The following is a 13,039-nucleotide window of genomic DNA, read 5'->3' as shown; positions in this document are numbered from 1 at the left end:
CGTTCCTGCGGGTATCTCCGAGGAGGACCACGCCGCCGGGATGGCGTCCTCACTCGCCAACCTCGCGGCCTTTACCGCGCAGTAGATGCCATCACAGCGCGGGACCGACAACTCGCACGGAGTAGGGCCGGCGATTGTGGCTGATGGCCTGGGCAAACGATTCGGCGACCGGATTGCGTTCGAGGATGTCTCCTTCGAGGTGGCCCGGGGCGAGGTGTTCGGGTTCCTGGGCCCCAACGGGGCCGGTAAGACGACTACCGTGCGCACCCTGGGGACGTTGTTGGCGCCGACAGCCGGATCAGCGACAGTGGCGGGCATCGCGCTGACACCCGAAAACGGCACCCGGATTCGCGGCCGGATCGCGATCATGCCGGAATCGCCCGGCCTCTATGAGCGGCTCAGCGTAGTCGAGAACCTGGCGTACTTCGCCGGCCTCTACGAAGCACCCGATCCCGCCGAACGCATAGCGGACGCGCTCGCTTCAGTGAACCTGACCGACCGCGCAGCGCAGCTGTGCGGGACCCTGTCGAAGGGGCTGCGGCAGCGCGTCAGCTTGGCGCGCGCCCTGCTCGGCAATCCCCAAGTGTTGTTCCTGGATGAACCAACCTCGGGACTGGACCCCGTAGCAGCACATGACGTGCACGAGCTGATCGAGCAGCTCCGCGGTCGCGGAGTCACCGTGTTCCTCACCACTCACCGACTCGAGGAAGCGGAGCGGCTCTGTGACCGCGTCGCGATCCTCAACACCACGTTGCGGATCATCGGACGACCCGATGAGCTGCGTCAGCGGGTGTTCGCGACGAGTCTGCGGGTCACAACCCGGCAGCCGCTCGACCGACCGGACGCCGTGTTCATCGGTCTGCCCGCTGTTCAGGCCTGGCGCGAGGACGAATCCGGGGGCTATCTCCTGACCGTGACCGATACTGCCATCGCGGCCCCGGCAGTCACCCGGGCCTTGGTCGCTGCCTGCGCCGACGTGCTGTCGATCAGCGAAGTGGCGCACAGTCTGGAGGATGTCTACCTTCGTCTCATCGGCCCCAGGCCGGCCGACACGGACCGGGGAGCAGCCTCGTGAGCCGATTCAACCTGCGTCGGGTCGGCGCGATCACGGGCAAAGAGCTACGTGAATACCGGCGGAACCGGTCCCTGATCGCAGGGATGACGATCATTCCCGCGGTGTTCCTGATCACCCCGTTGATTCAGGTGTTCACGGCGAGTCCCACCGATCTTCGGCGCGGGGACTGGCTGTTGTACATGCTTGGCATCCCCGCCGTGGTTCCCACGGTGATCGCCGCCTATGCCATCGTCGGCGAGCGTCAGCAACACACCCTCGAACCCGTCCTCACCACGCCAGTGCGTCGCGACGAGTTCCTGCTCGGCAAGGCCCTCGCCGCACTCGTCCCCTCAATGGTGGTCTCCTACCTGGTCTTTGCCCTCGTCGTCGCCGTGATCGCAGGGTTCGCCGATCCCGACTCCGCCACTGCAGTATTGCGAGGATCAGCGATCCTGGCCCAGATCGCCTTCACCCCGCTGATAGCTGCCTGGTCGATCTGGATCGGTATCGCCATTTCCGCGCGGTCGCGTGACATCCGCGTCGCCCAGCAACTCGCAATTCCCGCGAGTCTGCCCTCCTTCGCAGTGGCCCTCCTGGTTGCCATGAACGTCATACCGGCCACGGTCCCCACTGCTTGCATCCTCGCCGCCGTCCTCATCGGTCTCAACGTGCTCGGGTGGAGGATCAGTGCCGCCCTGCTGAACCCTGAGCGGCTGATCACGAGATAGTCACCGCCGGCGCCGGCGTCACTGCAAGGCAGAGGTAAGCCGCATCACGGACTCTGCATAGCGCCTGAGCACCGAACGCGCCGGCCATTGCTCGGCATCCAGGACGCTGCTGCGCGAGCGATAGTCGGCGATCACGTCACGGACCTCGTCCACGATGTCGCCGCCGTAGGCCAGCAGGCTGATCTCGTAGTTCAGCCCGAAGGAGCGCATGTCCATATTCGACGAGCCCATGACAGCGATCTCATCGTCCACCAAGAAGCACTTGGTGTGCAGCACCTCGGGAGCGGGGTAGCGGTAGATCCGCACCCCTGCGTCCAGCAACGCCTGGTAATAGGACGATTGGGCCCTGTCGACCATGAACTGATCGGCTACCTCGCTCACATAGAGCTCGACGGCGACACCGCGGTACGCAGCGGTGGTGATAGCCGCCAGCAGTGACTCGTCCGGCACGAAGTACGGGCTGACGATCGCGAGCCGCCGAGTCGCGAAATACATCAGTGAAGCAAAACTGCGCAGGTTGGGATCGGTGCGAAAACCTGGACCCGACGGAATCAGCTGCACAGCGCTCACCTCACCGCCAATGGGGCGCCGCGGTCCGTGCAAAGTAGGCAGCAGATGCTCGGCGAGGACGGTGTCGTCGTCCGAGCTGCGATAGGCATGCATGTCGACAATTTCGCCCGACTCGGTATACCAGTCGACAATGAAGACGGCCTCGATCGATGACACGACCTCGCCCGCCAGCTCGATGGTGATGTCGTTCCACAGACGCCCGATCTTCTGGTTCTTGGGCGAGCCGTAGGAAGCCGCGATCATGTTCTGCGAACCCATCACTGCAACTCGTCCGTCGACGACGAGCAGCTTGCGGTGATTGCGCAGGTCAATCCGGCGCATCTTTCCTTGTAGCGGCAGGAACGGCAGCATCAGATGCCATTCGATGCCGGCTGCGGTCAGGCCTTTGAGCATGCGATGGAAACCGCGATACTTGCGCGAACCGATGTGGTCGAGCAGCACCCGTACCGTCACCCCACGCTTGACGGCGTCCTCCAGCGCCACGAAGAAACTCTCGGTCGCCTCGTCCCGCGCCACGATATAGATCTCGACGTGGACGGTCTCGGTCGCCGATTCGACAAGCTGAGTCATGCGGTCGATGCTCGCCTGGTAGTCGAGAATCACCCCGTGGTTGACCGCGCTCACCATCGGCAGCGAGGTCAGCGACCGCGCGAGTTCGACGATGCCCTCCAGTTCGGAAGGCAGCGTCACCGACTCAGGAGAGTTCGGAACCCCATCGGTGCCCAACTCAAGCAGTCGATTCGCTTGCGCCTGGATGCGTGCGCGCCGGCCGCTGACGTAGGGACTGCCGAGAATGAGAAAGATCGGCACCCCGACGAGAGGGATGAACAAGATGAGCAGCAGCCAGGCCATTGAGGACGACGGTCTGCGATTCTCCGGTATCACACCGATCGCGATGATCTTGATGATGTACTCAACAACAACGAGCACGGTCGTGCCTGCGAGAACCCCGGTCATGCGCTGGTCGTGCTCCTTCGAGTCGGTCGGATGTCATGGATGAGCCTAACCGGCGCGGCTGCGCACTGTGCTCATCCACGCACTCTGCGGCCAGACAGAAAGTGAACGCGATGACGAAAATCATCTTCCTCGATGTGGACGGCACCCTCGTCGACTATTCGAATCGGCTACCTGAATCCGCGGTGCGTGCCGTCCGGCTCGCCCGGCAGGCAGGCCACCTGGTCTATCTGACGACCGGACGCAGCCGAGCCGAAATGTACCCGGAGCTCTGGGATATCGGCGTCGACGGGATGATCGGCGGCAATGGCTCGTATCTGGAGCACCACGGCGAGGTCGTCATGCACCAGACGTTGACGCTGGCCGAATGCACCGCCATCGTCGACTGGCTGAATGACCGCGGATTGGCGTTCTACTTGGAGGCCAATTCGGGTCTCTACGCCAGCCGGAATTTCAGGACCGCCGCGCTGCCCGCCGCCCGCGCGTACGTCACGGGCAAAGGGGTCGCAGACGCATCGCAGCTCGATATCGAGAGTGTTTTTCCGGAGATGATCTACGACGCCGATCTGTACCGTGATGATCTCAACAAGATCAGCTTCGTCCTCGGTGGCTATCAGGATTTCGTGGACGCCAAGGCGGCCTTCCCGCAGCTCACGGCCGGCACTTGGGGCGGACGAGGCTCCCATGCACTCTTCGGGGATCTTGGCGTCGCCGACATCGACAAGGCGCACGCCGTCGATCTGCTGCTGCAACACCTCGGTGCTGATCGGGCCGACACGATCGCGGCAGGCGACGCGGCTGTCGACATCCCGTTGCTGGAGTACTGCGCCGTCGGAGTCGCGATGGGCAACGCGCCCGACGAGATCAAGTCAATCGCAGACTATGTCACCGATGATGTCGAGGTCGATGGGCTCTATAACGCCTTCGACCACCTCGGTCTACTCGGGAGTAACGGATGAGGGCTCCTGGTCGACGTCATCGCAGCGAGCACTGAAGACCTTGCGGAACGCCTCAAGAACCACCAGCAGCCCGGCGACCAGCACGCCCGTACCCACAGTGAAGATGACCCGCTGGATATCGGCGGACGCCAAATTGTCACCCGCTGCGTTCACCAAGATGACGCCCGCCGTCAGCCAGAACGCGAAGCGTGCATACGAAGCCTTGAGCGTGATCAATGCCATCGAATGAACCGCCGCGACCACGCCGATGAGCACAAGTACCGTGTCCCAGGGAACAACGACCGCGATTACTCCGGCTGCCAAGGCACCGGCGATCGTCCCTACCGAGCGGTCAACGATGCGCTTCCTGGTCTGAGAAATGACCGGACTTTGGACCATCAGGACCGTCAACTGCATCCAACCGGCCATCGTGCCCACCAGCCAGACAGCCGAGATCCAGGTCGTCAGACCCAGCGTCAGCGCGAGTCCGATTCCATAGAGCAACGCTTGGGTACGTCCGATCGGCGTGGCATCGAGCGTCGGCAGTCTCTTTCCGAGCAGCGCCACGACGACCAACGCCCACAGGCCCCCCAGAAGCACCATCGCTATAGGCAGCAGCACTCGTCCCGCCCCTTGTGATGTCCAGCCAACTCCGGGAAGCAGGATCGGCGGCGCGGTAAGCATCGTGGTCTGCAGCACGACTGTCTGAACCCCGACCATGCGCCAGCCGCGCTCGGCGACCAGCCCGATCACGAGCCCGGCCACCACCATTACCAAGGTGATGGCCCATGGCCGTGCCCCGGCCAACTCGACAAGGCCGATGAGCAGCGCTGCTGCCACCGCCGTATAGGCGAGCAGGCGTCTGTCGTAGAGACAGGCCACGACACTCGGCACGACACCGGCAAGCAGGATCGGTGCGGCCGCCGAGAGCGGTGTGAACGCCACGACTATCGAGGGGACCGAGCACACCAAGACGAGCACGCCAACGGCACCGCCGACGCGCACGGTCTCGTTGGTCTTCATCCCCGGTCTTTCTGCGACGGCAGCCATACTTCTGCTGAACTGAGCATAGACAGTGACGACACCCTGCTAACGCAGTTTCTCGAGTCGCGCGGCTCCCTCCCGGATCACGTCCTCACGTTTGCAGAAGGTGAAGCGCAGCAGCGATCGGTAGTCCGCGGCATGCTCGGGACGCACGAAGGCCGTCGCGGGTACACCGACCACGCCCACGGTTGACGGCATCCTGCGGGACAGCTCGGTCGCATCCGGATAACCCAGCGGGGCGGTATCGGCCAGCACGAAATAGGTGCCCTTTGGCGAAAAGACGCGGAAACCGGCCTGCTGAAGAGCGTCGACGAGCAGGTCGCGCTTGTGTTGCAGCGTCGCGGCGATTCCGGCATAGAACTCGTCCGGAAGGCGCAGCCCGGTGGCGATGGCGGGCTGGAAGGGCGCCCCGTTCACGTAGGTCAGGTATTGCTTGACCGTCAGAATCGCCGTGATGATCTCGGATGATGCCACCGCCCATCCGATCTTCCAACCGGTGGTCGAGAAGGTCTTGCCCGCCGAGGAGATCGTGACGGTGCGCTCCCTGGCACCGGGCAGGGTGGCGACCGGGACGTGCCGGGCATCGTCGAAGACGAGATGTTCGTAGACTTCGTCGGTCACGATGAGGGCGTCATGCTCTGCGGCGAGATCGACAATTCGCTGCAAGGTCTCGCGATCGAAGACGGTGCCGGTGGGGTTGTTGGGGTCGTTCACGATGATCATCCGCGTCTTAGCCGTGAACAGGCGGGCAAGCTCGTCCGGATCGGGCTGAAAGTCCGGGGCCCGCAGCCCCACCGTGACATGACGCGCCCCCGCCAGGCCGATCGCCGCAGCATAGGCGTCGTAGAAGGGCTCGAAGGTGATGACCTCATCGCCCGGTCGGGTCAGCGCCAGCACAGTGGCCGCGATGGCTTCGGTCGCGCCCGCCGTGACGATCACTTCCGTGTTGGGATCGACGTCCAACCCGTAGAAGCGCCGCTGATGCTCGCTGATGGCTTCGAGCAGATCGGCTTCGCCGCGACCCGGCGGATACTGGTTCGCGCCTCGGTCGATGGCCGCCTTCGCCGCCTCGAGCACCTCTCGAGGGCCGTCCTCATCGGGAAAGCCCTGCCCGAGATTGATGGCATCGAATTGCCGGGCCATGGCCGTCATCTCGGCGAAGATCGTGGGGGAGGGCAGGCCGGTGGGCCCGAGCAGACCCGCGAAGGCCGCGACTCGCCGCCACGGCCCGTCCAGACCCGGACGAGTAGTGGGACGCACAAGCGATGAGCTGGACATGATTCCTCTGGGTCGACTGGGCTCAGTTTATTCCAGCCGCCAGGCGCAGATCAGGTGCGGCATGATACGGGCCATTTCGGCCGATGAGTCCTGCGAACCCCGCGGCCCTAAGCCTAAACGTGCAGCCGCTTGGCCAGTTCGTGACGCACATCCGCCTGCCGCGTGGCGCGCAGGAAGAGCAGCGCCAGCAGGCTGACCAGCACGCAGACAGCCGACGGCAGCGCGTTCGTTACCCAGCCAAGGACCAAGAAACCGATCGGAACCAATCCCAGCAGCATCGTCAACCCGCTGTAGACGATGTGCTCGCTCACCTCGACATGCATCGCCCAGACCGCGATCATCAACGCCACGATCGAAAATGCGCAGACGATCGGCACCGCGTATGTCAACGACCAGCGCTGCCAGCCGGTCAGGTAATCCCAGTAGACGCAGACCAGGCTGATCAGAACCACCAGATAGACGGTTCCCTTTGCGATGTTCCGCCGCTTACGAAAGGCCATCATCACCACCAGCCACATCGCGGTCACGCCCAACCAAACCGACCTCAGTACTCCGATGCCACTCGGGCCGTGACTAAAAAGCAACTGTGCCAGAAACGATGCCAGGATCACCACGAGAGAGATCAAGAAGACCACCCGCAGCACGCGCTGACGCGAGAAGCTGAGGGGGATGGCCGGCAACGGGCTCGGGGCGGCAGTACCGGTCAGCACGGCGCCGCATAGCGGGCAGGTCGTCCAATCGCCTTCGATGTCGACCGAGCAATCAGGACAATGCCTCATCATTCGACTCCTGACAGTTCGTCCTCGGTCACCCGGGCCGCCGCAATCGTGACATTCACCTGCTGCGAGGTCAGCAACCGGACGAACTCCCTGATGTGGTCGGTCTCACTGAACGGCGAGGTGAAGCACACGGTGAGCAGGCCTGCGTGCGACACCGCACAGAATTGCGGACGAACCGCCGAGACCTGCAGCAACACGCGTCCGACATGGGAATCGACCGGGTCGGGCAACCGCACCAGGCCCAGATTCGAGATGGCGACAGTCAGGCTGCGGTTGTTGCCACGGTTGATCAATCCGAGAACCACGTCTTTGAGGACGCGCGGCAAGATCCTCAGCGCCGGCATCCGTTCGAGCCGGATGAATCGTCGCAGCTTCTTCTCAAGAGCCTGCGGGGTGACCTTCGTGCGGAACTGAGCCTCCAATTCCTGGCAGGCCGAGCCGAGATCATCCGATCCGTCGCCGTAGCTGTGTTCGAGGCGCAGTGTCGCAAAGAAGTTGCGCGGCGATGTCGAGGGAAAGAACTGGCGCAGATTCACCGGCACAGAGGCCGTGAGGGTACGCGCGGCGCCCAGGCCACCCGATGACAGCCGGATCGACTCGAAGAACAGCGCCGTCAGATAGATCGTCAGCGACACTCCCTGTGCACGGGCCAAGGCGAGCACCTGACCTGCGGGCATGGTCAGCTCAACGACACGGGTGCGGTTGTCCGGGGTGCGGGTTCCCTTGACCCGGTAGATCTTGCGCCCGTCCGAATGGGATCGCACGTTCTCGTCGCGCGAGTCCGAGGCCGATAGACCGGTGCCCGTCCGGACGCTGAGCACCGGGGCTGTTGCCGCTCCACTGAACTTGGCTTCGGCTTCGGACACCTTGCGACGCGGACGACGACGAAAGTACTCGGCGAAGCTGTCGACAGCCAGACCGTGCGTCGATTCCGACTCATCGATCACCGGACCGGCGTCCGCTTCGGTAACCGGATCATCTTGGGGAAGGTCATCCGGATACCGCAGCCGGGCATATTCGGCCACCAGATCGGAGAGGAACCACAACGCCCCGGTGCCATCCGACAGAGCATGAAATATCTCAAGGATGATGCGTTTGCGGTAGTAGATCACCCGGAATAGCAAGGTGCGCCGGTCGGGCTGATAGATCGGAGCGCAACTGAATTCCTCGTCTGCGGTCACCACCGGACGCAGATCACTGTCTTGCAGGTAGTACCAAAATATGCCGCTCCGCAGCACCGCATGGTAGAGCGGATAGCGGTCGTAGGTCGCGTCCAGGGCTTCCTGCAAGAGCCGTGGATCAACATCGCAATCCATTTCGGCGCTCATCCTGAATACTTTGGGGTCGGCCTCGCTGCGTGACGCAAGAAAGATATTGGACGCGTTGTCGAGACGTACCCACGCCCAGCGGGCCATTATGTTCCTTCGGCTTCCACAACCGACTCCGCCTCGGCCTCCTCGAGATCACCGTTGAGGAAGGAATTGATCACCGCATAGCCCTCGCGCAGCGACTTCGAGAAGCGGGGCAGCGCGATGAACCCATGCAGTGCCCCGTCGACCCGGTGAATCCGCACCTCGTTACCGGCTTCGGCCAGCGCGAGCCCGTATGCCTCCCCCTCGTCGCGAAGCAGATCCAGTTCCGCGGTGATCATCAGGGTCCTGGGCTGCCTGGAGAAGTCGGTGGCCATCAGCGGGGCGACCCGCATGTCGCGACGTGTCCCGGGATCGGGGACATAGAGCTCCATATACTCCCGGACTTCGGTGTCGGTCAGCCGGTAGTCGGTGCCATGGTTACGCACCGAGGCGAAAGGCGAGGTCTGCGGATTGTGGTCCCAATAGGTCACCGGATAGAGCAGGATCTGCCTGCTGACACCCCGATGCCGGTTCTCACGCAGCAGCAACGAAACCACGGCGGCGAGGTTGGCTCCGGCCGAGTCACCGATGAGGACGATCTTGTCGGGGTCATCGATCTCGGCGATCAGAGGATCATCCAAGAGCAACTTGGTGACCTGGTAGCAGTCGTCCAGACCGGCCGGGAAAGGATGCTCCGGTGCCAGCCGGTAGTCCACCGATACCACGACGCAGCCGGTCAGATCGGCCATCGTCGCACAGGCCGGCGTGTAGCTCTCGATGTCGCCGGTGACCCAGCCACCACCGTGGAAGAAGAGCAGAAGCTCGTCTCGCAGTTTCTCCTTGGGAAGGAAGACGCGCGCCGCGATGATGTGGCTGCCGTCCTCAGAAGTCATCTGGCGATCGAGGGCCTGGTAGCGCTGCGCCGGCAGTGCGGCCATCTGGCGCTGCAACCGACGCATCTTCTCGTAGTCTTCGCGAACATCGACGCGCGGTGCGGCGAAGAGGCGCAGAACCGCTTGGAACAGCCGGTTCACGGGCGATCGATACTGTCGGGACCGGACGGTGTCATGTGGTCAGCCTACGTCAGCCCGGACGCCAAATGCCGCTATCAAGACGGCCTTGCGACCAGGACGCCACCATCGCCGACGGCAGGCGCGCAGACATGTCGCCGATACCGACCACTCGACGCAACGGCTCGCGTCATACTAGGGCGATGAGCAAGAAAGAGCCCGAATCTCTCGCGCCTGTGCTGCGCTGCCCAGCTGGTCGGGTCGACGTCCGCGATTTCGATCCCGACGCGATTCCCGGGTATCCCAAGCGCAAGGACAAGGACGATGGCCAGGATCTTCGCGAAGAACTCGAGCCGCTGATGGACGATCTGCAGGAGCGGCTGTTCGCCGCAGGCACCAGAGATGCTCAGGCGCCGAAAGTATTGCTCGTCCTGCAGGGTCTCGACACGGCAGGCAAGGGCGGCACCATCAGGCACGTCATCGGCATGATGGATCCACAGGGCGTCCACATTCATTCGTTCAAGAGACCCACTGAGGAAGAGCGTGCTCATGACTTTCTCTGGCGCGTCGAACGCCAACTGCCTCGCAGCGGGCAGGTCGGCATCTTCGACCGCTCACACTACGAGGACGTGCTCGTCCAGCGGGTCGACCAGCTCGCCCCGGCCACCGAGATCGAGCGCCGCTACGGTGCCATCAACGATTTCGAGGCCGGCCTGGTCACGTCGGGCACGGTAATCGTCAAGTGCTTCCTCAACATCTCGCGTGGCGAGCAGAAGAAGCGGCTCGCCGAGCGGCTTTCGAATCCCGAAAAGTTCTATAAGTACAACCCCGGCGATGTGAGTGTCGCGTCGAAGTGGGACGCCTATATGGATGCCTATTCGATCGCGCTGAGCCGCTGCAATACCGATGCGGCGCCCTGGCACGTGGTGCCCGCCAACCGTAAGTGGTACCGGAACTGGGCAATTACGCATCTGATCATCGAAGCGATGGGCAGCTTGAAGCTCGGCTGGCCGGAAGCCGATTTCGATGTGAAGGCCGAACGCAAACGTGTCGAGGCCTTGGCGTCCAGGTAGCCGGTACCGCCGCGGATCGCCACCGGCAGTAGTCTTGCCTCGATGACGAACACCCGCGCCGAGGCCGCTTACCGGCGTTCTCTCGCGGCCTTCAAGAACCCCACCCTTGACCTCTTGGGTGGCCGATATGCCCCTTTCGTCGTCGCCATGCTCTCGATCGTCTTCACCGCGGACCGGCCTGCGGTGGCGGTCGCCGACGCACACGCCGAGATCGCCGAGGCGATCGATCAGCTCCGGGCGGCCGGTTACGACGAGGACGAGCTAAGGCTACCGAGCGGCACCGCCCGCGAGATCTGCCGGTACTGGGTGAAGGTGGGCTGGCTGGTTCCGCAGATCGAGGACGATATCGAGGTCTACCGGCTCTCCGCCCACGCGGTCGGCGCGCTGGAGATCGCCGGACGCACCGGTGGCGGCGGCACCCGAGTGTCCAGGTCGCGCGTCCGCACCCTGCTGGAAGCCGTCGAAGAACTCGCACAAACCGCTGAGACCGACCCGCAGGCCCGGCTGGCCAGACTTCGAGACGAGAAGGCGGCCCTCGAGGCCGAGATCGCACAGCTGGAGGCCGGCGATCCGATCGAGTCTCTCGACGACGAGCAGCTGCTGGAGGAGGCGGAGAACGTCGTCCATCTGGCTCGCGAGCTGCCCGCCGACTTCTCCCGGGTCGCCGAATCGATTAAGGCGATCCAGCGCGACATCGTCACCAGCCTGCGGCAAGATGTGCGTCCCACCGGTGAGGTGTTGCGCGAGTATCTCGAGCGCGGACAGCACGTCATGCAGTCCACCCCGGGCGGCCGGGCGTTCGCCGGCGCGCTGCGGCTGATCGGTGACCCCGAGCAGATCGACCGGCTCGCCACCCGGTTGCATGCGCTGCTCTCGCAGCCTTTCGCGGCTCGGATGGACGCCAACCAACGTGGCGAGTTGGCCGCCATCGGACGGCGCGTCGAACAGGGAGTCGACGAGGTGTTGACCGCCCAGCGCCGAGCATCGCATGTCATCACTGCCCAGGTGCGCACCCATGACCCGATCCGCGATCGTCAGGTGGACGATCTGCTGCGCGAGGTGATGTCTGGGCTGCAATCGTGGATGCAGGTCTCTTCGCCCGCCGACCGGGTCCGGCCGCTGCGCAAGTTTCCCGTCGCAGATATCGGCCATCTGCGCCAGTCGATCAGCGATATCCGTCCGCCCGGCGCGCCGGCCCCGCTGAATGCTGCCGGCGATGTGGAGTTTGCGGAGGCGGACGCGCATTCGTGGGGTGGCCCGCACTACAAGGAACTCGAGCAGTACGTGGCGAGCTTGTCCGAGGACTTCGATCTGGCTACGGCATTCGAGGCGGCTGATACCGAAACCCGACGTCCGGTCGATCTGCTGGGTCTGCTGGAAATCGCCCATCGCAATGGCATGACCGAAAGCGATGCCGTCTCGATTGTCGAAGCCCACCGACCTGATGGCAGCACCCGCCGGTTCGCCTTCGGCGCTGTGACCGCACGAACCGCAAACGGGGAGACCGATGACTGAGCCCGCGCTGTCCCCAGATTCCGGCATCGCGCTCGACGCGACTCCAGATGGTGGTTTCATCGACCCGGTCGCGATGGAGAACGATCAAGAGGGCCTTTTCCCCGGTGATCGCGGGGTACTCGATGCGGACGAGCGGCGGCTGCTGGTGCGGCTCTTGAAGAGCCGCTTCCTGGTGGCCGACCGCAACCGCGACGATTGGGCTGTATTGCTGAACAGCAGGCTGCGGATCGAATCGCATCTCAACGATCTCTTCGTCCGGCTCATTGTCGACCATGAACGAGGCGTTGCCTACAAGGAGCAGATTCGATCGGACGACGCCGAGATCCCCATCCTGCTACGCGACGACGCCTATTCACGGGCCGAGACCTTGGTCCTGGTGCATCTGCGCACCGTCTATCAACGCGAATCGACCGCGGGGGAGCCGGCGGCGCTGCTCGACGTGGAGGAGATCGAGCAGACCGTGCTCACCTACTTCTCGCACTCCGACGGCAACACCGCGAGGCGACAGAAGGCCATTCGTAACGCCATCGCCCGGCTGGAGCGCGACGGCCTCCTGGAGGAGAAGTCCGAGGGACGCTATCGGATCAGTCCGCTGGTGGAGATCGTGCTGAGCTCGGCGCGCCTGCGAGAGCTGAGCGATTGGCTTCGCGAGCAGGCCGCCCATCGGGTGCAGGGCGAGAACGTGGCACCGGCAGCCGATTTCGAAGCCGAGGAGTTAGACGACCCTGAAGCCGATGATCGCGA

The 13,039-nt window shown here is 63.8% G+C and carries 12 protein-coding genes; 6 read left to right on the top strand and 6 right to left on the bottom strand.

The features are described 5' to 3' along the window. The first annotated feature begins 85 nt into the window (after positions 1-85). The gene (locus AAFP05_RS00795) at positions 86-1,075 is read left to right on the top strand and encodes an ABC transporter ATP-binding protein (RefSeq protein ID WP_341727947.1); all 990 of its coding nucleotides are present in this window, start codon (positions 86-88) and stop codon (positions 1,073-1,075) included. Further along, positions 1,072-1,782, top strand: coding sequence for an ABC transporter permease subunit (locus AAFP05_RS00790; protein ID WP_341727946.1), 711 nt, complete (start codon positions 1,072-1,074; stop codon positions 1,780-1,782). The genes AAFP05_RS00795 and AAFP05_RS00790 overlap by 4 nt, the downstream gene beginning before the upstream one ends. A gap of 18 nt (positions 1,783-1,800) precedes the next feature. On the opposite strand, the gene cls is transcribed toward AAFP05_RS00790, so the two are convergent. After that, complete coding sequence (gene cls, locus AAFP05_RS00785) at positions 1,801-3,309, bottom strand: cardiolipin synthase (RefSeq protein ID WP_341727945.1); 1,509 nt, start codon at positions 3,307-3,309, stop codon at positions 1,801-1,803. A gap of 110 nt (positions 3,310-3,419) precedes the next feature. Between cls and AAFP05_RS00780 the strand changes: the two genes are divergently transcribed. Next, positions 3,420-4,265: a Cof-type HAD-IIB family hydrolase gene (locus AAFP05_RS00780; protein WP_341727944.1), complete on the top strand. Its 846-nt coding sequence runs from the start codon at positions 3,420-3,422 to the stop codon at positions 4,263-4,265. Here the strand turns inward: AAFP05_RS00780 and AAFP05_RS00775 are convergent. The 5 genes from AAFP05_RS00775 to AAFP05_RS00755 form a co-directional block, all read right to left on the bottom strand. Continuing rightward, positions 4,245-5,267 carry an FUSC family protein gene (locus tag AAFP05_RS00775; RefSeq protein WP_341727943.1) on the bottom strand — a complete coding sequence of 341 codons (1,023 nt, stop codon included), beginning with the start codon at positions 5,265-5,267 and terminating at the stop codon, positions 4,245-4,247. The genes AAFP05_RS00780 and AAFP05_RS00775 overlap by 21 nt on opposite strands. Before the next feature lie 66 nt (positions 5,268-5,333). Then, complete coding sequence (locus AAFP05_RS00770; protein ID WP_341727942.1) at positions 5,334-6,566, bottom strand: aminotransferase class I/II-fold pyridoxal phosphate-dependent enzyme; 1,233 nt, start codon at positions 6,564-6,566, stop codon at positions 5,334-5,336. 113 nt (positions 6,567-6,679) lie between these two features. Then, a complete protein-coding gene (locus AAFP05_RS00765; protein ID WP_341727941.1) occupies positions 6,680-7,345 on the bottom strand; it encodes a DUF6320 domain-containing protein in 666 nt (221 codons plus the stop codon). After that, positions 7,345-8,760: an alcohol acetyltransferase gene (locus tag AAFP05_RS00760; RefSeq protein ID WP_341727940.1), complete on the bottom strand. Its 1,416-nt coding sequence runs from the start codon at positions 8,758-8,760 to the stop codon at positions 7,345-7,347. The genes AAFP05_RS00765 and AAFP05_RS00760 overlap by 1 nt, the downstream gene beginning before the upstream one ends. Next, entirely contained in the window at positions 8,760-9,731 is a 972-nt protein-coding gene (locus AAFP05_RS00755) for an alpha/beta hydrolase (protein ID WP_341727939.1), read from the bottom strand. Before AAFP05_RS00755 ends, AAFP05_RS00760 begins: the two co-directional genes overlap by 1 nt. Before the next feature lie 179 nt (positions 9,732-9,910). Here AAFP05_RS00755 and AAFP05_RS00750 point away from each other — a divergent pair, with 179 nt between their 5' ends. The 3 genes from AAFP05_RS00750 to AAFP05_RS00740 all read left to right on the top strand — a co-directional run. Next, a complete protein-coding gene (locus tag AAFP05_RS00750) occupies positions 9,911-10,780 on the top strand; it encodes a PPK2 family polyphosphate kinase (RefSeq protein ID WP_341727938.1) in 870 nt (289 codons plus the stop codon). A gap of 42 nt (positions 10,781-10,822) precedes the next feature. Then, positions 10,823-12,295, top strand: coding sequence for a DUF3375 domain-containing protein (locus AAFP05_RS00745; protein WP_341727937.1), 1,473 nt, complete (start codon positions 10,823-10,825; stop codon positions 12,293-12,295). Beyond that, the coding region (locus AAFP05_RS00740) for a DUF4194 domain-containing protein (RefSeq protein ID WP_341727936.1) at positions 12,288-13,039 on the top strand (752 nt) is incomplete at its 3' end. The genes AAFP05_RS00745 and AAFP05_RS00740, both read left to right, overlap by 8 nt.

It is taken from the genome of Brooklawnia sp. (assembly GCF_032229645.1).
GTDB lineage: Bacteria > Actinomycetota > Actinomycetes > Propionibacteriales > Propionibacteriaceae > Brooklawnia.
Note: the sequence above shows the minus strand (reverse complement) of the source record. Positions and strands in the feature narration are given on the sequence as shown.

Excerpts from the sequence above, each read along its gene's own strand:
- AAFP05_RS00795 (WP_341727947.1), top strand. The coding sequence starts at position 86 with ATGCCATCACAGCGCGGGACCGACAACTCGCACGGAGTAGGGCCGGCG.
- cls (WP_341727945.1), bottom strand. The coding sequence starts at position 3,309 with ATGACCGGGGTTCTCGCAGGCACGACCGTGCTCGTTGTTGTTGAGTAC.
- AAFP05_RS00780 (WP_341727944.1), top strand. The coding sequence starts at position 3,420 with ATGACGAAAATCATCTTCCTCGATGTGGACGGCACCCTCGTCGACTAT.
- AAFP05_RS00775 (WP_341727943.1), bottom strand. The coding sequence starts at position 5,267 with ATGAAGACCAACGAGACCGTGCGCGTCGGCGGTGCCGTTGGCGTGCTC.
- AAFP05_RS00770 (WP_341727942.1), bottom strand. The coding sequence starts at position 6,566 with ATGTCCAGCTCATCGCTTGTGCGTCCCACTACTCGTCCGGGTCTGGAC.
- AAFP05_RS00765 (WP_341727941.1), bottom strand. The coding sequence starts at position 7,345 with ATGAGGCATTGTCCTGATTGCTCGGTCGACATCGAAGGCGATTGGACG.
- AAFP05_RS00760 (WP_341727940.1), bottom strand. The coding sequence starts at position 8,760 with ATGGCCCGCTGGGCGTGGGTACGTCTCGACAACGCGTCCAATATCTTT.
- AAFP05_RS00750 (WP_341727938.1), top strand. The coding sequence starts at position 9,911 with ATGAGCAAGAAAGAGCCCGAATCTCTCGCGCCTGTGCTGCGCTGCCCA.
- AAFP05_RS00745 (WP_341727937.1), top strand. The coding sequence starts at position 10,823 with ATGACGAACACCCGCGCCGAGGCCGCTTACCGGCGTTCTCTCGCGGCC.